At 47.9% G+C, this 25,141-nt stretch carries 21 protein-coding genes, 1 tRNA gene and 1 riboswitch; all 22 genes read right to left on the reverse strand.

Annotation, left to right across the window (positions count from 1 at the left end; all coding sequences use genetic code 11):
- Nucleotides 1-80: 80 nt before the first annotated feature.
- Nucleotides 81-542, reverse strand: coding sequence for a glycine/sarcosine/betaine reductase complex selenoprotein A (gene grdA / locus BKD12_RS11055; protein WP_083262928.1), 462 nt, complete (start codon nucleotides 540-542; stop codon nucleotides 81-83).
- A gap of 71 nt (nucleotides 543-613) precedes the next feature.
- Nucleotides 614-931 carry a thioredoxin TrxA gene (trxA, locus tag BKD12_RS11065; protein WP_070089365.1) on the reverse strand — a complete coding sequence of 106 codons (318 nt, stop codon included), beginning with the start codon at nucleotides 929-931 and terminating at the stop codon, nucleotides 614-616.
- Nucleotides 932-1,017: 86 nt separating this feature from the next.
- A complete protein-coding gene (gene trxB, locus BKD12_RS11070; protein ID WP_070089366.1) occupies nucleotides 1,018-1,962 on the reverse strand; it encodes a thioredoxin-disulfide reductase in 945 nt (314 codons plus the stop codon).
- Between the two features lie 56 nt (nucleotides 1,963-2,018).
- Nucleotides 2,019-3,329, reverse strand: a complete 1,311-nt coding sequence (gene grdB, locus BKD12_RS11080) for a glycine reductase complex selenoprotein B (RefSeq protein WP_083262929.1) — start codon at nucleotides 3,327-3,329, stop codon at nucleotides 2,019-2,021.
- 19 nt (nucleotides 3,330-3,348) lie between these two features.
- Nucleotides 3,349-4,629, reverse strand: a complete 1,281-nt coding sequence (locus BKD12_RS11085) for a glycine/sarcosine/betaine reductase component B subunit (protein WP_207645177.1) — start codon at nucleotides 4,627-4,629, stop codon at nucleotides 3,349-3,351.
- Nucleotides 4,630-4,705: 76 nt separating this feature from the next.
- Nucleotides 4,706-5,098, reverse strand: coding sequence for a GrdX family protein (locus BKD12_RS11090; RefSeq protein ID WP_330385600.1), 393 nt, complete (start codon nucleotides 5,096-5,098; stop codon nucleotides 4,706-4,708).
- 159 nt (nucleotides 5,099-5,257) lie between these two features.
- Nucleotides 5,258-5,350, reverse strand: a riboswitch (glycine riboswitch).
- A 132-nt stretch (nucleotides 5,351-5,482) separates the two neighbouring features.
- The gene (locus BKD12_RS11095) at nucleotides 5,483-6,892 is read right to left on the reverse strand and encodes an alanine/glycine:cation symporter family protein (RefSeq protein WP_070089370.1); all 1,410 of its coding nucleotides are present in this window, start codon (nucleotides 6,890-6,892) and stop codon (nucleotides 5,483-5,485) included.
- A 252-nt stretch (nucleotides 6,893-7,144) separates the two neighbouring features.
- Entirely contained in the window at nucleotides 7,145-8,578 is a 1,434-nt protein-coding gene (gene purB, locus BKD12_RS11100) for an adenylosuccinate lyase (protein ID WP_070089371.1), read from the reverse strand.
- A gap of 28 nt (nucleotides 8,579-8,606) precedes the next feature.
- On the reverse strand, nucleotides 8,607-10,034 hold the full coding sequence (gene purF / locus BKD12_RS11105) for an amidophosphoribosyltransferase (protein ID WP_070089372.1): 1,428 nt from the start codon (nucleotides 10,032-10,034) through the stop codon (nucleotides 8,607-8,609).
- A 114-nt stretch (nucleotides 10,035-10,148) separates the two neighbouring features.
- On the reverse strand, nucleotides 10,149-10,835 hold the full coding sequence (locus tag BKD12_RS11110; RefSeq protein WP_070089373.1) for an amino acid ABC transporter ATP-binding protein: 687 nt from the start codon (nucleotides 10,833-10,835) through the stop codon (nucleotides 10,149-10,151).
- Nucleotides 10,836-10,845: 10 nt separating this feature from the next.
- Nucleotides 10,846-11,496 (reverse strand): amino acid ABC transporter permease, encoded by a 651-nt coding sequence (locus BKD12_RS11115; protein ID WP_070089374.1) that lies wholly within the window; start codon nucleotides 11,494-11,496, stop codon nucleotides 10,846-10,848.
- Between the two features lie 69 nt (nucleotides 11,497-11,565).
- Nucleotides 11,566-12,411, reverse strand: a complete 846-nt coding sequence (locus BKD12_RS11120) for an amino acid ABC transporter substrate-binding protein (protein WP_070089375.1) — start codon at nucleotides 12,409-12,411, stop codon at nucleotides 11,566-11,568.
- 99 nt (nucleotides 12,412-12,510) lie between these two features.
- Nucleotides 12,511-13,293 carry a hypothetical protein gene (locus tag BKD12_RS11125; RefSeq protein ID WP_070089376.1) on the reverse strand — a complete coding sequence of 261 codons (783 nt, stop codon included), beginning with the start codon at nucleotides 13,291-13,293 and terminating at the stop codon, nucleotides 12,511-12,513.
- Nucleotides 13,268-14,551, reverse strand: a complete 1,284-nt coding sequence (locus tag BKD12_RS11130) for a DUF5716 family protein (protein WP_070089377.1) — start codon at nucleotides 14,549-14,551, stop codon at nucleotides 13,268-13,270. Before BKD12_RS11130 ends, BKD12_RS11125 begins: the two co-directional genes overlap by 26 nt.
- A gap of 12 nt (nucleotides 14,552-14,563) precedes the next feature.
- Nucleotides 14,564-17,860, reverse strand: coding sequence for a DUF5717 family protein (locus BKD12_RS11135; RefSeq protein WP_070089378.1), 3,297 nt, complete (start codon nucleotides 17,858-17,860; stop codon nucleotides 14,564-14,566).
- Between the two features lie 116 nt (nucleotides 17,861-17,976).
- Nucleotides 17,977-18,408, reverse strand: a complete 432-nt coding sequence (locus tag BKD12_RS11140; protein WP_070089379.1) for a MarR family winged helix-turn-helix transcriptional regulator — start codon at nucleotides 18,406-18,408, stop codon at nucleotides 17,977-17,979.
- A gap of 22 nt (nucleotides 18,409-18,430) precedes the next feature.
- Nucleotides 18,431-19,717 carry a homoserine dehydrogenase gene (locus tag BKD12_RS11145; RefSeq protein WP_070089380.1) on the reverse strand — a complete coding sequence of 429 codons (1,287 nt, stop codon included), beginning with the start codon at nucleotides 19,715-19,717 and terminating at the stop codon, nucleotides 18,431-18,433.
- A gap of 114 nt (nucleotides 19,718-19,831) precedes the next feature.
- Nucleotides 19,832-19,904 (reverse strand) — tRNA-Gly (locus BKD12_RS11150).
- A 109-nt stretch (nucleotides 19,905-20,013) separates the two neighbouring features.
- Complete coding sequence (gene aspS / locus BKD12_RS11155) at nucleotides 20,014-21,807, reverse strand: aspartate--tRNA ligase (RefSeq protein ID WP_070089381.1); 1,794 nt, start codon at nucleotides 21,805-21,807, stop codon at nucleotides 20,014-20,016.
- A 25-nt stretch (nucleotides 21,808-21,832) separates the two neighbouring features.
- Nucleotides 21,833-23,104 (reverse strand): histidine--tRNA ligase, encoded by a 1,272-nt coding sequence (gene hisS / locus BKD12_RS11160; protein WP_070089382.1) that lies wholly within the window; start codon nucleotides 23,102-23,104, stop codon nucleotides 21,833-21,835.
- Nucleotides 23,089-24,510 carry a coproporphyrinogen dehydrogenase HemZ gene (gene hemZ, locus BKD12_RS11165; RefSeq protein ID WP_070089383.1) on the reverse strand — a complete coding sequence of 474 codons (1,422 nt, stop codon included), beginning with the start codon at nucleotides 24,508-24,510 and terminating at the stop codon, nucleotides 23,089-23,091. Before hemZ ends, hisS begins: the two co-directional genes overlap by 16 nt.
- A gap of 3 nt (nucleotides 24,511-24,513) precedes the next feature.
- Nucleotides 24,514-25,140, reverse strand: a complete 627-nt coding sequence (locus BKD12_RS11170; RefSeq protein WP_070089384.1) for an MBL fold metallo-hydrolase — start codon at nucleotides 25,138-25,140, stop codon at nucleotides 24,514-24,516.
- Between the last annotated feature and the right edge of the window lies 1 nt (nucleotide 25,141).

A 25,141-nucleotide genomic window follows, 5' to 3' on the forward strand; every position in this document is an offset into this window, starting at 1 on the left:
TACGTGGGTCTGCCCCTCTCCTAAATCTTTAACAGGGGACGCAGGAATTTCTATAAAACCTGCGCCCTATTCAGAACTGATTAAAGCTGCTCTCTGATGGCGTTCATCTCAGATACGATGTCGTCAACGTCAAGAACCATCTCCATCATGCCTACCTGTTCGTCATAAACTGCCTCGTCAAACTCTTCTTTGATCTCTGGCTCACATACGTGATATACCGCGAGTCCAAGCTGGACCCCTGTCAACGGACCTGCGAAAGTAGGATCACCAAGGGTTACAGTCTCAGCTGCAAGTCCTGCAGCTTCGCCCTCTGCTGCACCAAGAACTACTACTAAGTTCTCTGCACCATACTCCTCAGCGAATTCTTTTACTCTCTTCTGGTTTTCCAGATCCATTGCGCCTGCGCTCGTTCAGACGAAACATTCCGTGGATGAGAATACGATCTCAGCGCCTGCAGTCTTTACACATTCTGCGATAGCCGGTCCTGGTACTCCGTCACGGTCTCCGATAATTATTGCTTTTTTGCCTTCTAAAATAGCCATAATTATGCGACTCTCCTTTCTTGTTTTTCAACAGGTTTAATCTATGATTTAGAAAACATCTATTCTCTGGATTAGATGTATTTCTTAATCATCGCTTCAATACTTTCCTCGGTACAGTCATCCTTTACCAGCTCTTCTACTTTTTCTCCATCTTTGTAGATTGCCATAACCGGAAGTCCGAGAACCTTCTGTGCGATTGCCAGACGGCGTGCCTTTGTGGTGTTCAGGGATGTGAATTTCAGTTTGTCACCATAGGTCTCTGCAAACTCATGTACCTTCGGCATCAGAGCCTGGCACGGTACACATCCGTCACCGTAGAAATCTACGAATACATAACCGTCTGCTTTTAATACTTCCTCTTCAAATGTGTTCTTATCTACATCTAACATGAACTTGTCCTCCTTAAGATTTATTTATTGATATCATAATACACAGCTTCTTAAACTGCAATGTACAAAGAAGCTATCTGTTCAACTTAGAAATAATCGGACATACTTCTTTCTACCTGTACGGCTGCGATCGCTCCGTCTGCCGCTGCAGTCACTACCTGACGCAGGCTCTTCACGCGCACATCCCCGGCTGCATATACATTCGGGATATTGGTGTGCATATCGTCATCCGTCTTGATGTATCCTCTTTCATCCATGTCGATGATGCCTTCGAACGGTTTGGTGTTCGGTACGGTTCCAATGAAGCCGAAGACTCCGAACATGCCGTCTTCTTCGTCTGCCTCTACGGTTGTGATCTCACCAGTCTTAACGTTCTTAACCTTCATCCACTGCAGGATGTCGTCTCCGCCTACTTCTTCAACGACTGTATCCCACATAAAGTGAAGCTTCGGATTCTTGAATGCCTTCTCCTGGATGGATTTAGCGGCACGCAGCTCGTTTCTTCTGTGGATGATCGTAACCTTTCTTGCGAACTTTGTCAGGTACATCGCTTCTTCTACTGCGGAGTCTCCGCCGCCTACTACGTATACCTCAAAGTCCTCAAAGAAGTTAGCGTCACAGGTTGCACAGTAGGAAACACCTTTGCCCATGAACTCTGCCTCGCCCTTGCATCCGATCGGTCTTGCATGAGCGCCGGTAGCGATGATCACGTTCTTTGCCTGGTATTCAGCTTTTTCGCTCTTTAATACCTTAATGTCTCCGTTCAGCTCTACCTCTTTGATAGTGTCAGATACACGCTCTGCGCCGAACTTCTCTGCCTGCTGTGTCATCCTGGCGATCAGGGACGGTCCGGACTCTCCTTCTACGATCTGTCCCGGATAGTTCTCGATCTCATCTGTGATCGCGATCTGTCCGCCGTCCTGTCCTTTCTCGATGATCAGAACGGAAAGGCGGCTTCTCCCTGCATACAGGCCTGCCGCTAATCCGGCAGGGCCTGCGCCAAGGACGATAACATCATAAATCTTGCTCATTTTGTCTCGTCTCCTTTTTTATGAGTTTTACTCAGCTTTACCTAAGATAACCTCTTTTATTCGAAGATTGTCTGTCCGTCAACTTCTGTTGTTAAAGCCTTCAGAGCTTTTTCAACGATCTCGCGACGAAGTTTCTTCTCTTCGTCCTTATCCAGAGCCGGGTTACCCAGCGGATGAGGAATAGCGATAGCCGGAACGATTCTGTTCGCTCCTACAGTCATAGAGATAGGAGTTACTGTACAGATATGTACAACCGGAATACCAGCTCTCTCGATTTCTTTTACCATCGTTGCACCGCAACGAGTACAGGTACCTCAGGTAGAGGTGAGGATCACGGCATCTACTCCGTCAGCCTTCAGCTTCTGAGAGAATTCATCTGCGAATGCTTTTGCAGATGCAACGGCTGTTCCGTTACCGGTAGTGGTGTAGAACAGGTGATGCAGTTCTCCGATGATTCCTTCTTTTTCCATATCACGAAGCACATCTACCGGAAGTACACGGTCAGCATCTTCGTTTGCATATACCGGGTCATATCCGCCGTGTGCGGTTTCATAAGTTTCTTCTGTCAGATCCATCACGCCAGCGATATCATACTCTCCATAATGAGAAGCACTGGAGCTTTCGATGTGATCCGGATTTCCCTTCGGAACGATACCACCGGAAGTAACCAGAGCGATCTTTGCGTGTGCCAGATCCTTAACTGCCGGATTCGGATCTACTCTGTCGAAATCAGGCATCGGGAACTCTGTAGTGAACGGCTTGTCTGCCAGCTTCTTGATCAGCATGTCAACCGCTCTCTTAGATCCTCTTTCCTTCTCGAAGAAGTTTACACGAACGCCGTTCGGCATGTAACCTTCCACACAGGATGCTCCGATAGCTTCGCCCTTTGCCAGTTTAAGAGCAAGAGGAGCCATCTTCTTAACAGCATCTCTCATACCAGCTGCACTGTTCTTTGTAGATACCATGTATACCTGGTTCTTGAACATATCTGCACCAGGGTTCTCTACATACATACCAGTCAGAGACGGGATTCCCAGCTCTTCCTGTACAGCAGCTGCGATCGTTCCGCAAGCCACACCATAACGTCCAGCATTGAATGCCGGTCCTGCGATAAATACGTCCGGAGCCTGCTCTTTTACCATTTCCAGGATCTGAGCTTTTGCTGTCTCCAGGTTTTCATTGAAATAAGAGTCTCCACAGATGATCGTTGCAATGATCTCTGCTTCATCTTTAAAACTTGCCATAAATGCAGTACCCGGTCCTACTACTTCTCCTACACGGATCTCTGCCGGATAATCTGCTTTTTCTTCTCCACCAATCTGTGCAAAGAACTGATTGATGTAATGAACAACTTTAATTTTTGCCATGATGTTTTCTCCTCCCTTCCTATCTTGCACTCAGTCTGTTGAAACCAGTCTCGTTTGTCGCACCTGTCAGTACCTGAAGCTCAACTTCCAGAGAACCGTCCTCGCGAAGTGTCTCTTCACTTGCACCTGCGATCTTTGTTACATAATCCAGGGTTCCGATGACTTTGTCAAGTTTCGGCAGGATGATCACCTGATTTGCATTTCCGCCAGTTACTACTGCATCAGCAGCCGGATCGGAGTCAGCCAGAGACTGAGATTTTCCGTCACGTCCAGCATACTCGTCTGTAATGATGACTGTCTTAACACCTTCTGCCTCGATCTTCTTGCAGTTCATGATCAGGTCAGTATCCGGGTTACCAAATCCTTCCTGAGATACGATAACACCGTCCAGGTCTAACATCTTACACAGTTTTGCAGTCCAGTCAGAAGAGCGCATCTTGTCAGCCAGATATACGTTCTCGTTTGTGATGATATGGCCTACAAAGTTGAATGCTTTTCCGTGCTGCTCAAACATGTCATGTACAACCGGGTTATTCTGGTGTACATAAGTCGGGTTCTTGTCACATGCAGATACACAGTTACCGGAAACAATAGCTCCGTCCATGATCTCTGTCGGGCTCATGATCGTAGGAACGATCTTCTTTGCATCTACGCCGTATACATATGTATCGTGCAGAAGTCCCTGACTCTGAAGCATCTGTACATAAGCAACTCTCGGCAGGTCCGGATATTTCTCAATACCTTCTTTAATGCCGCAGGTCTCATAAACCTTTGTCTCATCCGGTGTCAGGTCACGTGCCAGTTCACCAATGTATGTTGCAACTCTGAAGCCTGCGAAACGAACAGCCTTCTCATAGTCATGCTGTTTGATATCGTCTACCGGCTCACATACCATTACCAGGTTCAGTGTCTTGGAAAACGGTGTGTACTCAGCTCCAGGACCTGTCATATCAATGATACCTTCCTGGAAACCTACGATCTTACCTGCTGTTACAACAGCCATTCCTTTTAACGCATAGGTTTTGCCCTCTCCAACAGTGTCTACCTTTGCGATAACGCCCGGGAAGATTCCCCCTCTTCCCTCAACCTTTACACGAGGTTCAATAACGTCTTTTACCGGTGTGATTCTTACAGACTCTCCCGGTTTTGCGATATCAAATGATACGCTCTTGATCTTCTCATCTTCAAGAGCTACTGCCTTTACGGCCTCTTCGGATACATAAAGGATTCCGTCTTCGATCTTGGACTCAGAAGCGAACTGAATATCCTTAATGTAAATGTGTCCCATTTCTAATCTCACTTTTGATTCCCTCCTTAAAAATTTGTTTATATTGTCTAAGCTTCAATGCTTTTACAACCTGACTTTTCATGCCTGCCTATGCCCAGACATCCGCGGAAGACATTCCGCTTTCCAGAAGCGTTAAGTCAATCATCTGGAAATCCTCATACACATCCGACTGAAACTGATCCCCTTTGAAGCGGAACTTCCCGCAGGCCTGGATCGCATTTTCAATCAGTCTTAAAGACGCCGGATCCATCCGCCCTTTTGTACTGGACATCAGCATGGATTTATATGGTGTTTCATTTGGCTTTACGCTTCCTGACAAAGGGTGTGTCAAGAGCTGATACCCCTGATGGATCCTGTCTCTGGCCTCTTTCAGAATATCTTCATAAGAGACTTCCCGATAGATCACATCATGCGAATTTTTAAATTTTTCATAGACAAGAGGATTATTTGTAATCACTGTGTAGCCAGTCTGCATGGACATCGGGTCTTCTCTCCTTCTAGATCACTTTTTTCAGATAAACAGGCTTTAAAAAAGGGCGTCCAAACGCACAACCGTGTGCGTAAGTCGCCCCTTTCCTGTCTTTTGCCCTGATATATATCTTTTAAAAGCTTTATCATACAGCACAAGATTCAGAATGTGGTCCGTTTTCCAGTCCTTTTGCCTGAAAGTTTCACCCCTGAAAGGGCTTGCCTCTTCGGCGGCCATCTGATGACTCTCTCTTGGAAAACATCAGCCCACTATTTAGTTCTATCCATAAATAATATCTATATGACTTATCATCTGTTTTTATAATAACTGATTGTTAAATCATTTTCAACAACAAAAAATCAATCCCGTCAATTTAGTTCTTTTGCACAATTTATCTTACTTTTTTTGTGCAAATTCACTATTTTTACCTGGTAAGAAATTATTGAAATAATCGTCATGCACTTTCTTGATCATACCGCTCAGAGCCAGAAGGCCGATGATATTCGGAACTACCATCAGGCTGTTGAAGCAGTCTGCCATATTCCACACCAGATCCACCTGTGCCAAAGATCCCAGGAACACGCAGATACATACCAGTGCGGAATAAACCGGCACTGCCTTTGAGCCAAACAGATACTTGATATTTGCCTGACCAAAGAAATACCATCCAACGATTGTAGAAAATGCAAAGAAAAACATACAGATCGCAATAAATATCTCTCCGAATTTTCCGTAAACCAGAGAATAAGCAAACTGACTTAATTCTGCCCCTGTATATCCGCCTTCTACAACACTGTAGGATTCCGGAAGGGCTCTGGTCGTTACGATGACAAGTGCTGTCATGGTCAGAACTACGAACGTATCAATGAAAACGCCAATCATAGCTGCGTGTCCCTGCTCTACCGGATGGTCTACCTTTGCCACCGCGTGTGCGTGAGGCGTGGATCCCATACCCGCTTCATTGGAGAACAGACCTCTTGCCACACCCTTGGTCAATGCCAGCTTGATCGTTGCTCCGATCGCTCCTCCGGCAATCGCGCTTGGTGCAAATGCCCCTACGAAAATCTCATAAAAGGCAAGCGGGATATTTCTCCAGTTGCAGATGATCACGACCAGCGATCCCACAATATAGAGACCTGCCATCAGAGGAACGATGGTCTCTGTTACCTTTGCAATACGCTTCATTCCGCCTGAAAAGACCGCAATTGAAAGTACAGCTACGATCAGCCCCATGATCCACTGCGGAATACCAAACGCCGTGTGGAAGGAAGCGGCGATCGAGTTGGACTGCACCGCATTTCCCATAAAGCCGAGAGCGAAGATCAAAAGCACGGCAAAAATACCTGCCAGCACTTTTCCAAACGCTCCCTTGAATGCAGCGCGGATGTAGTATACAGGTCCTCCGGTTACTACGCCGTCATCACCAATCTGTTTATACTTCTGCGCCATCAATGCCTCGGCATAGATCGTAGACATTCCCAGAAACGCAGCCACCCACATCCAGAAAATGGCTCCCGGGCCGCCGATCGCGATCGCTGTCGCCGCTCCGGCGATATTTCCGGTTCCTACCTGAGCGGCAATCGCGGTTGCCAGTGCCTGGAACGAACTCATACCGTCGTTTCCCGCCTCGCCCTTTTTGCCAAAGAGGCCTCCGAAAACCTGCTTGATTCCCCTCTTGAAACCGCGGACCTGAATAAATTTCAGCCGGAAGGAAAACCAGATGCCAGCGCCTAAAAGCGCAATGATCAGCACAATATTGGACATATAATCCTGAATCGTCAGTACAATATTATTTAATGTTTCCATTAAACTCCTCCTCTCTTATAGATACTTTAGATAGCTTTATACGTCCTGTTTATCATACCACTTTGATATTTTTTTCTCAATCTTTCTCCTGCAGGTAAAAATTTTTCGGCACTTTTCCCTCTTTTGCTCAATATGACACACATAAAAAAACAGCGGACCCCTGTAAATCCGCCGTTTTTTTTCTTCAAAAATTACTTGACATTTTCATTTTTGGTAATACTGCTAATTTTTTGTTTATTTTATTAACATCGTCTAAACATTGATCTCTGCCTTGATCCCCAGCAGATCCTTATTCTTCTCCAGTAAAGGACGGATTACCTGATTGAGATAATTCTCTACCTGGATCGGAGCCCGTCCCACATATTTAGACGGATCCATTGTGCTCTTCAGTTCCTCTTCACTTAAGTTAAAGGCCGGATCTTTTGCAATCAGCTCCAGCAGATTATTGTCCAGACCCTTTTCTTTTACATTGCGTCCTGCTTCCATGGACAGCTCGCGGATCCTCTCATGCAGCTCCTGGCGGTCTCCGCCTGCTTTTACCGCATCCATCATGATATTTTCTGTAGCCATAAACGGCAGCTCACTCATCAGCCGTTTTTCAATGACCTTCGGATAAACAACAAGCCCGTCTACTACATTCAGGCAAAGATCCAGGATGCCGTCTATGGCCAGGAATCCCTCCGGAACGCTCAAACGTTTATTTGCGGAATCATCCAGAGTACGCTCAAACCACTGGGTCGCTGAGGTGATCGCCGGATTCAGGGCATCGATCATCACATATCTGGAAAGTGAGGCAATCCTCTCACTGCGCATAGGATTTCTCTTATACGCCATTGCAGAGGAGCCGATCTGTGTCTTTTCAAAAGGCTCTTCTACCTCTTTCAAATGCTGCAGAAGACGGATGTCATTTGACATCTTGTGAGCGCTGGCTGCAATACCTGCCAGCACATTCAGCACCCGGGTATCTACTTTTCTGGAATAAGTCTGTCCCGATACCGGATAGCATGCTTCAAAGCCCATTTTCTCTGCAATCATAGGATCGATCTTGTCAATCGTTTCCTGATCTCCATCAAAGAGCTCCAGGAAGCTGGCCTGGGTACCTGTAGTACCCTTGGATCCCAGAAGCTTCAGGGTGCTCTTTACATACTCCAGATCCTCCAGGTCCATCTCAAACTCCTGCATCCAGAGTGTGGCTCTCTTCCCTACCGTTGTCGGCTGCGCCGGCTGGAAATGGGTAAACGCAAGTGTGGGCAGGTCTTTGTATTTATCTGCAAATCCTGCCAGCTCAGAGATCACATTGACCAGCTTTTTACGCACGATGTCCAGAGCTTCTGACATCAGGATCATATCCGTATTATCTCCCACATAACAGGATGTTGCTCCCAGATGGATAATCCCTTTTGCCTTCGGGCACTGCTGTCCATAAGCGTATACATGAGACATGACGTCGTGACGCACAACCTTTTCCCGTTCTTTCGCCACGTCATAGTTAATGTCCTCTGCGTGCGCCTTTAATTCCTCAATCTGCTCCTCCGTGATCGGAAGCCCCAGCTCCTTTTCTGTCTCTGCAAGTGCGATCCAGAGTCTTCTCCATGTACGGAACTTCTTATCCGGTGAAAAAATATACTGCATCTCCTTACTTGCATAGCGCTCTGAAAGCGGGCTCTGATATCTGTCGTTTGCCATTTGATTTTCTCCTTTATCCTTAATCATATTATTCAAATGCATGAGAGATATCTTTTCCCGGCACTTCCATCGGATAATTTCCGGAAAAGCAGGCATCACAATAGCCCAGATCCCCCACCATTTCTTTTAATTTCTCGATCTTCATATATCCCAGAGAATCCGCACCGATCAGCTCGCGGATCTCTTCTGTCGTATGGGAGTGTGCGATCAGCTGCTCATTAGAAGGCACATCTGTTCCAAAATAACAGGGATGCAGGAATGGCGGCGAACTGATCCTTACATGTACTTCCTTCGCCCCTGCCTTTTTCAGCATCCGGATAATATTCGCACAGGTTGTACCCCGCACGATCGAATCGTCTACCATCACGATCCTCTTTCCTCTTACTACTTCTTCGATAACGTTCAGCTTGATCTTTACGCTGGATTCCCGCTGACTCTGCTTAGGCTTGATAAAGGTCCTTCCCACATAGCTGTTCTTATGAAAAGCCATTCCATAAGGAATACCAGAATACTCTGAATATCCTTTCGCCGCCACCAGACCGGAATCCGGCACTCCCGCTACCAGATCTGCCTCCACGGGATAGGACTGCGCCAGCGCCCTGCCGGCCACGATCCTGGCATGGTAAACATTCACCTCATCGATCACACTGTCCATACGGGCAAAATAGATATATTCAAAAATACATCTGGCCTGTCTGTCCGGCGCGATCGCCATAGAAAGATCTGAAGAGATCCCCTCTTTGGTGATGCTGACAATCTCTCCGGGCCTGACATCCCGGATAAATTCCGCTCCCACCGCGGCAATGGCACAGCTTTCTGAAGCCAGGAAATACGTGTGATCGCGCTTTCCGATACACAAAGGCTTCAGCCCGAACGGATCCCTTGCACCGATCAGCTTTCTTGGTGACCCCACCACCAGAGCATAGGCGCCCTTGATCTTTTTCATCGCATTCTTTACGGCATTTTCCACATCTTTTGTACGCAGCCGCTCTCTTGCAATATGATAGGCGATGACCTCCGAATCGATCGTTGTCTGGAAAATAGCCCCTGTATATTCCAGTTCATGCCGGAGCTCTACCGCATTGGTCAGATTCCCGTTGTGCGCGATAGCCAGCGTTCCTTTCACATAATTTAAGACCAGCGGCATGGCGTTTTCCGCCCGGGTGCCTCCGGCCGTAGAATACCGTACATGGCCGACGCCAAGATTCCCCTTCAGAGCCGCAAGAGACTCCTCGTCGAACACCTCATTAACAAGCCCCAGCCCTTTCCGGGAATGTACCTTTCGTTCCCCATTGGTATCTGTCACTGCAATGCCGCAGCTTTCCTGTCCCCGGTGCTGCAGTGCAAACAGTCCGTAGTATACTGATGGTGCCACATCACCCCCATCCATATCATAAGCACCAAATACGCCGCATTCCTCTCCCATACCAGTTGTTACTTTTTCAAATTCGTCCATGAATGCAACTCCTTATTTTCATTTTCAAAGATAGACCGCCTTTCTCCGGACAGTTCTCAACGATAGTATAATACAAGGCAGAAGGAAAAGCAACATTCCTTCTGCCTCTACACATCAGGGTTCCCGAAACTTGCCTAAGAATTCCTGGATCCTTGCATTTGAGGATCCGAATACATCTTCCGGTTTCCCTTCTACTTCAATATACCCCTGATCCATAAAAATAATACGGTCAGATACCTGTTTTGCAAAATTCATCTCATGGGTCACGATCACCATAGTCATATGTTCCATGGCAAGTCCTTTGATGACCCGCAGGATCTCGCCGGTCAGCTCCGGATCAAGCGCCGAGGTCGGCTCATCAAAAAACAGGATATCCGGATTCATGGCAAGTGCCCTGGCAATAGACACTCTCTGCTGCTGTCCGCCGGAAAGCTGGTAGGGATAAGCCTGCTCTTTATCCGAAAGCCCCATCTTGGCAAGCAGTTCCCGCGCCTCCTGATATACCTCGTCTTTCTTCCTTTTCTGTACCCGAAGCGGTGCATCCGTAATATTTTTCATAACGGAATAGTGGGGAAAAAGATTAAAGTTCTGGAACACCAGGCCAAAGGTTCCATCATAATGTATCTCGCCGGAATCCGGCTTTTCCAGGTCTGTCGCGCACCGAAGCAGCGTGGATTTCCCGGAGCCCGAGGGCCCTATGATCCCTAACACCTCTCCCTTCTCCACAGTAAGCGAAATATCCTTTAACACTTCTGTCCCGTCAAAACTCTTCTTGATATTTCTCATCTCAAGCAGACTCATGGCTCTCCTCCTAACGATAATAATTCAGCTTTTTCTCGATGCGCTCCATCACAAACGCCACGATAAAGTTGAACACGTAATAGAAAACACCTGCAAATACCAGCGGCAGCAGAGATGTCTGTGACGCGGTCAATGCTTTTGCCACCGTAAACATTTCCATGACGCCAATCGTAAACGCCAGAGACGTATCCTTTACCAGGGTAATCGTCTCATTGGTGACAGACGGCAGAATCCGTTTGATTACCTGGGGAAGGATGATCCTGAAAAAAGTCTGTCCCCGGCTGTAACCCAGGATCTTTGCCGCCTCATACTGTCCCTGAGGCATGGACTCAATGCCCCCTCGATAGATCTCCGCAAAATATGCCGCATAGTTCAGAACAAAGCCGATTGCTACCGCCATATTTTTCCATCCTGGTGTATTGGGAATCCCCAGTCCATAATAAGGGCCAAAATTAATTGCGATCAGCTGCAGCATCAGAGGCGTACCGCGCATGATTGAAATATACACCTTTACGATGGTGCGGATCACAATATTCTTTGACATTCTGCCAAAGGAAACCAAAAGCCCCAATGGCAGAGAAAACACGAGCGTCACTGCAAAAATCGCCACGGACACCCACATTCCTTCCGCCAGTTTGCCAAGCATAACCGAAATTGCCATATCTATTCCTCTTTCCCGTACAAAAGGGCCGTCCCGGATGGACAGCCCCCGATTCCAAAACTTTCTTTATTATTTTCCGATCGTGGTGATATCTTCTCCAAACCATTTGGTGGAAATCTCTGCCATGGTCCCGTCTTCCGCCATTTCTTCCAGAGTCTGCTGCACGGTGTCCCTTAACGCTTCATTTCCCTTTGCAAAGCCGATTCCGTATTCCTCTGTCGCAATTGACTCATCAAGGATCGTAAAGTCCGCATTTCTGGACTCGATCTGATAGCTGGCCACTACGATGTCCATAGCAACCGCATCTACAGCTCCGGACTCCAGATCCATAAATCCGGTATCATAGTCGGGCACCACCTGCAGGTTCCCAAAGGTTCCGGCAAGCTCTGCATTTTCCTCCAGTGCTGCCTGTGCCGAAGATTCTGTCTGCACATCTACGATCTTTCCGGCCAGATCATCCAGAGATTCGATGCCGGAATCTGCTCTTACTACAAATACCTGCTGGTTGTCCAGATAAGGCTCTGACCACGTATAATCATCTTCACGTCCGGTCATTGTAAAGCCGTTCCATATACAGTCGATCTCTCCGGAATTCAATGTGGCATCCTTTGTCTCCCAGGCAATAGGCTGTGCTACAAATTCCCAGCCCTGCCGGTCACAGACCTCCTGCGCCAGCTCCAGGTCAAATCCGGTATATTCTCCGTCATCTCCCACAAATCCCATCGGCGGGAAATTCTGGTCAAATCCGACCGTAAATGTATCTCCCTCCTGTTTCTCTTCAAACGTAGCTGTCTCTTCAGATGCACTGCCGCTGTCTTCTGAACTGCCAGCGCTGTCTTCCTGGCCGCCGCACCCTGCCATCAGCGCTGTAGACGCCATCATCAGGGCAAGGATCATTGCAAGTCTCTTTTTCATATCCTTTTCCTCCTCGTCTTTCCACGCGGAAAACAGCCAGGATTTCAAACATCATTTTGCTATCAATTGACTACTTTACCACGCTAAATCGTTGTTATTTTAGCATATTCCGGTATTTTTGTCAATCCTTCGGTACTCCTTTTTCCATTGTTCCAGCTTCTTTTCAGGCAGATCCGGGTCAATTTCACGCCGCACTTCACGGATACTTTCTTTGATCTGAGGATCCATACTGAGAAAAGCCGGATTCCCGGACAACATCTTCACATACTTCTCCTCCGGCATCGCACGCCTGCAGCAGTACAGATATGCCTTCAGCATTTCCGGCTCTTCACAGATCTCATAGGCTGCTTCATACATTTTTGAAGCCTCCTCATACAAAAACAGGCGCCCGTAGGCCGCCCCCAGGCTTGCATATACCTTTCCATAAAACTTCTTATCTACAGAATCATCTCTTTCCCCGCCGACGATCGCCTGATACACCAGTACCGCCGACTCATACTCCCTGCTCTGCATCAGGCTGTCCGCCTTGTGCTTGGCCCTTTCAACATCCTTCTGGTTCTGAAGGCGCTCCAGGATATTCTGGATCCGGTTGATATCTGACTGGGCATAGATGGTAGATTCCCTTAAAATCGTCAGGATAAACTGTTCCATGGAGCAGTTCTTCCTAAGCTCCGCTTTCAGATGCTCCGAAAGCTCCTCCATTTCCAGCTCTCTTCCGATCCAGTCGCACAGCTGATAATTGATGATTGTATAATCGATCAGATACAGATTGTTGCAGATATAATAGCAGAGCTCCTCGATGGTATAAATCTTCATATGAACCCTGGATATCACATAGGGTTGTTTTGCTCTTTTTTTATGACATAGAATTAAACTGCCCATGGATACCTCCTAATTTTAATATCTTTTCCGCACAGAAGTCCGTAGCCGGGAAAAATTCACCGAACCCCACATCCTTGAATGTCAGGCGGCACGTTCTCTCATCCAGAAACATGACATCAATCTGGATCCTGAGAGAATAATCCCTGCGCTCCGGCAGCCCCTTCAAAGAAACAGTTTCCACCTGCAGCTCTTCTCCTGCCAGGGTTTCCACATGGATCTCAATGTCTGAGGTATCCTCCAGGATCACCTCCCACTGACCGTCCGCTTCGTACCAGTGCGTTCCCCAGGACACGATGGGATGCCAGCCTTCCTGCCCGTTCACTCTCATCCTGAGGCAGATCTGTTCCGTCATCTTTGTCTCATCCAGATATACCGGTCCCTCATCGTAGGAGAATACCTTACGCATAGAAGTATAGCAGGCCCCTTTGCTGTACAGGTTATTCCCGAGAAAAGCTCTCCTGCCGTTGCAGAGCACCTTCAGTGAATTGGGATACCAGTTGTTTTCAAATCCCTCTCCGGTCAGATATACGGAAGAAACCACCTTTTTCTCAAAAACATTCTGGATAAAAGACTTGAACTGCTCGTCCGCATCTTTTGCTTTGTCTACATTCAGCACCGGATAGATTGCTTCCAGCTCCTTCATCTTAGCGCTTGCCACCTCATCTACCGTCACGAACATATCCTTGCCCCGTCCGGTGATAGTATTCAGCTTCCGCAGCATATAGGCCCGGATTTCCTGCGCGTCGCAGTAAAATAATGCAGACTCGTACTGCCACAGCTCTTTAGGCTGATAAAACATATACTGGCAGAAGCTTTCCTTATAATCCTGTACATTCACACATTCCTTCGGCACGCCTGCAAAGCTTCCGATTCCCTTCAGCATCTTAGATACGTCAATATCCGTGTAAGGCACCGCAAACGTAATCTGGCTGATCTCCTCAAAGTCCTGGAGCGTCAGGCTGACAAACTTTGCCAGAAGCCAGACCGCATCATGATTTTTCCCTCCGATGCGGACCTTTTCCCGACGCATGGCTCTTTGAAACAGATCGGTGACCACCTCTCCCTCACGGATCACCAAAAGCTTCTTTGCCTCTTTCCCAAAGACCCAGCGCTCCTTATAATACCCAAGAAGCAGCGGAATCTGATAGTTATCTACCGCTGTCTCCAGAGTATCCGGCTCTTCCTTTCTCTCATCATAATAGCTGATCTGGCAGCTCTTTTCATTGAGATCATACCCCAGTATACTTCCCCTTTGCATGAACATTTCCTCCTAATATATCTGAAAAAACTGTTCAGCCAGTCTTTCCTCTTCCTCATATTCCAGCATCGCCAGGTGCCTGGCCGCAGGGCTCATGGACACCATATCGTTGAGTTTTCCGTATTTTCCGGCTCCCACCGCACTGCCGCTGTTATTAAGGACCTGCTTTTCTCCCGTGATATTTTTTCTTCCGCGGATTTCCTGAAAATAGTAGGTCACTGATTCATCACTGTACAGAATAAACTGTTTTACATATAGATTTTCATATACCGGCATCAGCACCTCTGTATGATATCCCAGCTCCTCCCGGTTTCCCTTCTTCACTTTATAGAAAAGCTTTACCCGGCTTCCCGGTGCAGCCTGGTATTCCACCATAGATTTATCATGCAGCTGGACTTCCCGGATCCACTCTTCTTTAAAACGCAGATAAAACGGAAATACAATCTGCTTTTCGCACATTTCCCGAAGAACCGTATGAAGGACCTGCTCTACATCCGTCTTGTAATCCCTTCCGGAATAAAACTTCAGGAGAGCGATCTTACAGATATCAGGGAGGTCTTCCTTCTGGTCACACTCATTGGCAATGATCTCAAATACACAGGTTTCCAGCTCTCTTCCCCAGACCACATATTCTCTTGACACATAGGCAAGATAGGCCTGCTTCAGCCGGAAATAGACATTGCCGGATATATAGTAATCCTCAAAGATCCTCTCTTCATCAAACAGATTCTCAGAAAATACCATCTGGGTGATAATACGCTCGCCGACTTTATGGGCCGGGATTCCGTATCCCTTCAGCACATTCCAGAGCGCTTTCATATCCCGTGTAGCCCCGCAGTAATAATTTGCCAGGTACATCAATGTTACCTTATCATACTGCTGTCTTAAGAACATCTCAAAACACAGCCAGGTCAGGAATTCGTCCTCCTCATAGTTCTCTTCGCGGATCCTGCGGCTGCACATCCGGAATACATCCCGCTCGTCAAAGGCCTCCAGCCCTTTTTCCTGGATATTTTCAAACGTAAGGTCTTCTTTTTCCCGCTCTTTTTCCCAGATGCCTGCTGTTGCAGCATACTTCCGGCACATATCCAGAAATCTGGGCTCATAGAACAGGCGCTTTGTATCATAAGAAATAGAGTCTGTGTAATGTCTTCCGTCGATAGATTCCCAGACAATGCGGGATTCTTTATCGTAAAGATAGATAACCGCTCCGTTCTCCGGGTCATAAGGCACACGCTGACGGATCTCCCCGTCTTTTTCAATCACAAGAACACAATTCATGTTCGGTACCTTTGTACGGACCTCGTAGGCATAGCAGACATCCCGCATGGCTTCCATACGCTCCGCATCCATCTCCTCTTCCCGGCAGAATCGTTTATACAGGATACGCAGGGACTCTGTGATATGCCGCTTCAAAAGCTGATCCCAGGTAAACTCTACCATCTGTTCCCGGTAAGTAAGATACAGGTCTCCGGCCTGCTCTTCATAGGTCACCAGATTGGCATACAGAAGGGCCGCTTTCTTATAGTCCAGCGTATTTCCATGCATGAAATAAAGTAAAATCGACTTCGGAAGCGGGCCTCTGACATTTTCCTCAGCCAGTGTGATCATATAATACTCATACAGCTGGGCGATCTTAAGCTCTGCATCCACCGCTTTCTGATACCAGGAGAAATAACGCTTCTGCGTCTTATTTCCCTTGATCAGCAGAGTACAGATCGTATTCAGTATCATAGGCTCGCTGTACATTTTGTATATCCGCTCCAGGATCCGGAACATAGATTCTCTGTACTGCTTCTGCTGGCTGACAAAATTAGACACATAAAGCGCCAGCTCCTTTGTCATCAGTCTGTATTTAGCTGCAAAGTTCAGTACCTGAAGTTCAAAAGGCCCCAGCTTTTTCAGAAGAGTCGGCTTCTCCTGGTAACACAGATAGGCTTCCAGATAAAAAGTAACACTGTGCACTTCGTATTCATACTGCTGCTCCAGCACCTCGATCCGTTTATATGCATTTTTATATTTCGGATCCAGATTCAGAAGCATATATAGCAGCAGCCAGGAATCCTGATGCCGCATATAGGTCTTCCCGATCTCATCCAGCGTTCTCTCGATATGACTTCCCTGCCCTCTTACAAGAGCGGTCAGATACAGATAATAGCAATTGGTAATCGGATCTTTTCCGATCGCAAACCGGTTATAATTATAGTTTTCCAGGATCCACTTTGCCTCTTCGATGCGGCCTCCCCGCAGATAGATATTCGCCTGAAGGAGCTGATACATCTCACTTAAGGGGTTAAGCTTTCTTAAGCTGTTCATCTTCTCCACCGCACTGTCGATCCAGGTATTCAGCTCCATCCGGCCTGCCACGTAGCCTACATATTCCTTCAGGATCTGGGCCTCAAGAAGCTCCGGCATCCTTCTCTCTTCGTCATACTCCTTCTGATTCTGAAGGACCTCAATCTCATATGACAGAGTTTCATAGGGCGTCACAAACCTAAGCTTTCCAAAATTCCGTCCTCCGTGCAGATATTCCGGCCGGATCAGATACTCTACCTCATGGGTATTTCCCACAAAGTCTTCCGTACTGATCTCTGATCTCGTAACACGGATAAACTGTCCTTCCGCCTCTACATGGATCGGCATATACCCCCATGTATTCTTCATCAGGGTCAGTGTTCCTTTTGTGGGCTCTTCTACATCCTCAAACAGCATTCCCTCTCCCGGAAGTGTCAGGAAAATACATTCCTTCTGTTTGATCCCCACCAGAAACTCTTCCATCGCCTGGTCTCCCAGCGACCATTTGCGCATATTGTCATACAGATAGAAGATCCTTTCGTTTTCGTATTTCAGGATCTCATAGAACTCTCTGGAGCGGAACAGCCGTCCGGCTTCAGAGAAATCCTTGATCGCCAGTTTGCGGAAATCATCGGTGCTTTGCACCTTTCCATAAGAAGTCATGACATAAGGCTTCTCAATGATCGCCGTGAAGGAAAGCTCGTACTCTCCGCCGCTGCAGACAACCGTAAACTTCCCTTCTTCCACATGTCCCGGTCTTAAGCCCCTTCCATCATACGTAAATTCCACTTTTGCCGGATTTCCGTCAAATCCCTGGTCTTTAAAATGCACACGAAAAGAGGACGGGTAGACCAGCCCCCGTATTGTCCCTTTGTCGTTTGTCTTTATAGTAAAACTTCCCCTGTATACTTCCCCTTCCCCAATTATGAGAACCAGATTTGTTTCATCAAATATGACATCAGGTCGTATTAACTGAAAGTCTCCTTTGGAAAATTTCTGGATTTTGTTTTTCAAGTCTCACACCTGCTTCTTTCGTTACTTTTTTGAAACCATACTATGATAAATTATAGCATTGTTTGAACAGGAATAGCAATCCCGGATAGAAAAAATGTAAAAAACATCCTGACAAATCACGGCTCTGAAACATTATAGAGAACTTTTTCCAGCATCTTTACAAGTGCTTCCTTCTCCTTTTTACTCATTCCCAGCGTCAGGCTCTTGTCAATTTTCTTTCGGTCCGCCTCCATCCTCCGCTGAATGTCATAGGCTTTTTCTGTCAGGTAAACGTTTTTACAGCGCCGGTCCTTTGTGCTTGGCACTACCAGGATAAACCCCTTTTCGTCCAGCCTCTTCAGAAGGCCCGTGACTGTGGGATTTTTAAGGCAGAGCGCCTTCTCTATATCTCTCTGATTCACTTCTTCTTTCCGGCTGGTCAGAAGATAATCCAGCACCGCGCATTGTGAAGCCGTGATTCCCAGTGTCCGCAGCCTGTTGTTAAAATCTTTTTCATACACGTTATTAATCTGCTTCAGCAGTAACCCAATGGACATCTGTTCCTTCATCTTATGCACCTCCCCGGCTGTCCTAATATTCCCGGATCACGTTTCCGATCTCCCGGGTTATCTCAAGCTCTTTTAAATCCTCCAATGCATTCCCGAAGGCCATCTCTTTCACCGCATCTGTCACGATCACCAGTTCTGCCGCCCCGTCTGTGATAATCTTCTGTACCACTTTTGATATGCTGACCTGATGCGCCCCCAGCACGCCGGCAATTGATGCCAGGACTCCCGGCCGGTTCTCAACCTTCATCCGCAGGACAAATTGATTTTCCGCTTCCGCAAACGGCTTGACCGGCGTATCCCGGTAACAGGTGCAGCTGATCCTTCCGGTACAGTTATACCGGATATCCCGCATCACATCGATCACGTCCCCCATGACCGCACTGGCTGTCGGGAACTCTCCCGCTCCTCTCCCGTAGAACATCACGTCATCTACCGCGTCTCCGTGGAGGAATACCGCGTTAAAAGAATCCCTCACGGAAGCCAGCGGATGGTCTTCCGGGATCATCATCGGATATACCGCCGCCTCGATCCCTCCCCTGGTATTGCGCGCCCTGCCTACCAGTTTGATCACACAGCCGAATTCTTTTGCATACAGAATATCTCTGGCTGAAATTTTCGTAATTCCCTCTGTATACACATCCGAGAAGACTACCCGGGATCGGAAGGCAATAGATGCCATAATAGCCACCTTCCTTCCGGCGTCATATCCTTCAATATCCGCCGTCGGATCCGCTTCCGCATACCCCAGCTCCGTTGCTTTTGCCAGCGCCTCGTCAAAATCCATCCCGTCCTCATACATTTTTGTCAAAATATAATTGGTGGTTCCATTGACAATCCCGGTAATCTCTCCGATCTCATTTGCCGCCAGGCACTGCTTCAGAGGCCGGATAATAGGAATACCGCCCGCCACAGCAGCCTCAAACAGAAAGTCTGCCCCTGTGCCTTCCGCCGCATCCAGGAGCTCTCTTCCATATTCAGCCACCAGATCCTTATTGGCAGTCACCACATGTTTTCCGGCACGAAGAGCCTCCAGGATCCTGGTTTTTGCAGGTTCGATGCCTCCCATCACCTCAATGACTATCTCTATCTGCGGATCCTCCAGGATTTCCGTCCAGTTATCTGTCAGAAGTTCCGTCCGTACGCCTTCCCTCACTTTCTCTTTGTCCCGCACCAGGATCTTTGCGATTTCAAGCTCCGCTCCTGCCTTCTGCTCCATCTCGTTCTTCTGTCTTTCTGCCAGCTTATAGACTCCGCCGCCGACAGTACCAAGCCCGAGGAGCGCTGCCTTTATCCGTTTTCTTTCATGCATATGGCGCCACATCCTTTTCTTTTCTCATATGCTTTAGTATAGCACAGGTATACAGTCTGATACAATTTTTAAGGTAACGAAAAAAGGAATCTTCTGTCGAAGATTCCTTTTCAGAGCGACAGACGGGGCTCGAACCCGCGACCCCGACCTTGGCAAGGTCGTACTCTACCAACTGAGCCACTGTCGCTTATTTAGTAGTTACTGTTCCGTACCTCAGAACAATAACTACTATACTATATGTTCTTTAAGTTGTCAACAACTTTTTTCATCTTTTTTTCATTCTTTTTTGAAGGCTTTTACATTCCCTCTTTTACCCGCACGGAAAGCCCCAGCTCCTCCAGCTGTTTTTCATCTGCCGGCGTAGGCGCTTCGGTCATCAGGCAGGACGCGTCCTTCACCTTCGGAAACGCAATCACGTCACGGATGCTGTCTTCTCCGGCCATAAGCATGACCAGACGATCCAGGCCATAGGCCAGGCCAGCGTGAGGCGGCACTCCATATTTGAAGGCATCCAGCAGGAAACCAAACTGACTGTAAGCCTGTTCCCTGGTAAATCCAAGCACTTCAAACATCTTTTCCTGTATGTCATTTTGGTGGATACGGACACTGCCTCCACCGATCTCATTTCCATTCAGCACGATATCATAAGCCTTTGCGCGCACTTTTCCAGGATCACTGTCGATAAACGCCAGATCCTCCTCCATCGGCATTGTAAACGGATGGTGCATAGCCACGAAACGGCCCTGCTCTTCACTCCACTCCAGGAGCGGAAATTCCGTGATCCATACAAACCGGTATTCATTCTTATCAAGCAGCTCCAGCTGCTTTGCAAGCTCCACACGCAGGGCTCCCAAAGAATCCCATACAACTTTATTTTTATCAGCAGCAAACAGAAGCAGGTCTCCCGGCTCTCCGTCCATAGCCTTCACCAATGCGCTCATCTGCTCTTCACTTAAGAATTTCGCAAAAGAGGATTTCACGCTGCCATCCTCCTGGATAGCGATGTATGCCAGTCCCTTGGCTCCATAATCCTTCACAAAGGCTGTCAGTTTGTCGATCTTCTTTCTTGGCATGCCTCCCTGGCCTTTGGCGTTGATTCCACGCACGCTGCCGCCGTTTTCCAAGGCACCGGTAAATACGCCGAAACCACAGTCCTTCACCACGTCGGATACATCAGTAAGCTCCATGCCGAACCGAAGATCCGGTTTATCAGAGCCAAAACGGTCCATAGCCTCCTGCCAGGTCATCCGCTGAATAGGAAGCTTCACTTCAATGCCCAGCACTTCCTGGAAAAGCCTCTTAAGATAGCGCTCGTTGACCTCGATCACATCATCTACATCTACGAAGGAAAGCTCCATATCGATCTGCGTAAACTCCGGCTGACGGTCCGCACGAAGATCCTCATCCCGAAAGCACCTGGCAATCTGGATATAGCGGTCCATGCCCGAACACATCAACAATTGCTTATAGAGCTGAGGGGACTGCGGAAGTCCGTAAAAACACCCTGGATGCACACGACTTGGCACCAGATAGTCCCTTGCCCCTTCCGGCGTAGTCTTTCCCAGCATAGGTGTCTCCACCTCCAGGAAGCCTTCCCCGGCAAAAAACTGTCTTGTGAGCGTCATGACATGGCTCTTCATCCGCAGATTCCTCTGAAGATCCGGTCTGCGAAGATCCAGATACCGGTATTTCAGGCGCACTTCTTCCTTTGTTTTTGAATTTTCCTCGATCGGGAAAGGCGGTGTTTCGGATTCAGACAGGATTCTTAAACTCTCCGGAATGATCTCGATCTCGCCGGTTGCAAGATTTTCATTGACAGCGCCGGAACGCATCTCCACTCTTCCTGTGATTGCAACCACATATTCCGCCCGCAGCTTCGCTGCCTTTTCGAGCAGTGCGGCATCTGCTTTTCCTTCCTCAAATACTACCTGGATGACGCCGGAACGATCCCGCACATCCACGAACACCAGTCCGCCTTTATTTCGATTTTTCTGAACCCATCCCATGATTGTGACGGTCTGCCCTGCCTGTGAGGCTGACAGTTCTCCGCATCTGTGGGTCCTTTTTAAGCCCTTCATTGATTCAGCCATGATTTTTCTCCTCTCCTCAAGTTCTCTACCACTTTTCTATTACATCCGCATAACAGTCAATGATTTCCTGATACCCTTCTTCCGCCAGCTGTTCCTTCTGAAACTTTTTATTCTTTTTCATATGGACAGTCAGCACCTGATATCCCTGCCCGCGGTCTTCTTTTGCCCTGTCAAGCACCTTTAACACTGCTTCTTTCGGGAGCTTTTTATCCAGCAGATACGCCTTCTTATCCTGCTTGCCCGGCACCTGATATCCGCTTTCCAAAAGCAGCATCACGATTCTTTCAAATCCGATGGAAAATCCGCAGGCCGGAGTATCCTGACCCGTAAACTTTCCGATCATCTTGTCGTAACGTCCGCCTCCGGCTACCGATCCGCCAAACTCATCCATACGGATCTCAAAAATCGTTCCGGTATAATAAGACTGCCCCCTCACCATCGTGGGATCGAACCTTACAGAAAACTCACATTCTTTTGCGGCTTCCACACTGGAAATGATCTGCTCCATCCTGTCTGAAGTCGTGGCATCCAGATGGTCTCCCAGCTTTTCCTTCAGATACCGGATACCGGACACGTCTGCCGGCGTCTCGTCAAAGAGGCCCAGATAACACTCCACGGATTCCCTGGCATAGCCCATCTCCTGAAGCTCTGCGGCCACGCCTTCTCTTCCGATCTTGTCCATCTTATCTAAAACAATAAACACCTCATCATAGTCTTCCTCTTTAAAACCACTATAGGAAGCCATGGCCTTTAATATATTCCTGTCATTGATACAGACTGTAAAATTCTTAAAATCAATCTTCCCAAGCACCGCGGTCGTGGCAAGGATCAGCTCAATCTCAGAAAGAGCGCTCTCTTCTCCCAGAATGTCAATATCACACTGGGTAAACTGACGGAATCTTCCCCTCTGCGGCCTGTCCGCACGCCAAACACTTCCGATCTGCAGTGCCTTAAAAGGAGACGGCAACTCATTGGCATGAGCAGAATAATACCTTGCCAGCGGCACGGTCAGATCATAGCGAAGGCCGCTGTCCGCCAGGTCATTTTCTTCTTTCGCCTCATCAATCTTCAGCTTTTCTCCCCGTTTCATGATCTTGAAGATCAGCTTTTCGTTATCTCCGCCCTGCTTGCTGCACAGATTCTCAATATGCTCCACACACGGTGTCTCCATCGACTGGAACCCAAAGCCCTTATAGGTCTCTTTGATCAGTCCGATCAGATAATCACGGATCTCCATTTCCTGGGGAAGGATATCTTTCATCCCTGTCACCGGCTTCTTTTTTAATGCCATAACCATTCTCCTTTTCGTTGTATCATCTCGTCGATCCTCTCAATATACGCATCGATCGCTTTGACGTTCTCGATCCGTATCAGATTCGTCAGCTTCTTCTTTCTGCTTCCCGGCATGGGGCAGGGCTCCTTCAGCACGATTTTTGATGATGCCCCGGCGCCGGCCGCCAGGATCGACTGTTTTTCTTCCATAATAAGTATATTGTATATTCCGGCTTTGTCAACCTTTGCATATCCTACATTTTCAAAATTACCGGCTATATTTTTCTGCCGATAGAGATAGTAGGGGGTAAGCCCCATCCTTCCCGCCGCCTCTTCTGCCATACGGATCATTTCACCAATATCTGTGCCCATACGAGCCTTTTGCTCCTCCTGGCCCATGCGGGCCGCACGCTTGATAGCAAGCGAATGGACGGTCAGACTGTCCGGCGAAAGCCTTCCGACCTTTTCCAGGGTATCCTGCATTTCAGCAGGCCCTTCTCCCGGAAGACCGGCGATCAGATCCATATTAATATTGTCAAACTCTATCTCTCTGGCCAGACAAAAGACCTCCTCAATCTCCTCTACCGTATGCTTTCTTCCGATCAGGTCAAGTGTTTTCTGCTGCATAGTCTGGGGGTTGACAGAAATCCTGGTAACGCCGTGCTTTTTCATTACTTCAAGCTTTTCTCTTGTGATACTGTCCGGCCGGCCAGCTTCCACTGTGTATTCCAGCAGACGACTTCTGTCAAAATGCTCATCCACAAAGGAAAGCAGGCGTTCCAGCTCCCGTGCCGAAAGAGATGTTGGTGTTCCTCCTCCGATATAAATACAATTCAGATGCTTTTCTGCGGAACACTCTGCAATCGAAGCGAGCTCGCGGCACAGGGCATCCAGGTAATCCGTCACACGGTCCGCCCAGTCCCCGATAGCTCCTGAACTGAAAGAACAGTAGCTGCATACGGTAGGGCAAAAGGGAATCCCGATATAGAGACTGTATCCCTCATTCAGGTCAAGCTGTCCAAGGAGCGTTCTCTCCCTTCCTGAAATATCCCAGGCAAGCGCTGCCTTATCCTCGCTCACCAGATACTCTTTCCGGAACCAGGAAAGAAATTCCTCCCTGCCAAAGCCTTCCTCCCTCTTCTGAAATGCAAGCTTTGTGGGCCGCACGCCCAGCAGAGTTCCCCAGGCAAGGGTGCGTCCTGCTTTTTCGGCCATCATCCTGTACCACTGCCGGTCCAGCACGTGCTTATCCTTTTCCCTGTCTCCTTCTGTATCCAGAATAAGTCTGGATCCATCCGGAAATTCTGCCGTGGCAAAATGAGAGGCTTTCTCCTCCACGGAAGAGTGCACCTCTTCCTCCGGGAAAAAAGCCTTCACCATATGATATGCATTATATAGATAGGAATCATTTCTGCAAGATACCAAAATCATATGCTACTCCTGAATAAAGGGATTTTCTCTTTTCTCGTATCCGATCAGGGTCTCCCCCATATGTCCCGGATAAACATGTGTATCATCCGGCAGAACCATCAGCTTTTCTTTGATTCCCCGGATCAGATCCTTCGTACTGCTTCCTTCAAAATCGGTCCTGCCCACTGATCGCTGGAACAATGTGTCTCCGCTGAACAAAACACCCTCCGATTTTACATAGTAGCAGCATCCGCCCGGCGTATGTCCCGGCGTATGAAGCACCTGAAAATCATATCCTGCCAGAGAGAGCGTCTGTCCGTCCCGCAAGGGCGCAGCTCCCGCAAAAGTATAACCCGCGGTATAAATAGCAGACTGGTTCCACTGCGGATCCTCCATCATCTTCAGATCGTCTTCATGTACATATACCGGCACGGAATATTCTTTCAGAAATCCATCAATCCCCATAATGTGGTCAAAATGCCCATGTGTCAGAAGGATGGCTTCGATCTTCAGCCCCTCTTCCCGAATATGATCCATCAGACGGGCCGGCGCTGCCGCCGGATCTACAACCACCGCCTGCTTTGTATCCTCATTCACCGCCAGATAGCAGTTTGTACTGATAATACCTGTCACAAATTTTTCTACTCTCATC

Source organism: Merdimonas faecis (assembly GCF_001754075.1).
Taxonomy (GTDB): domain Bacteria; phylum Bacillota; class Clostridia; order Lachnospirales; family Lachnospiraceae; genus Merdimonas; species Merdimonas faecis.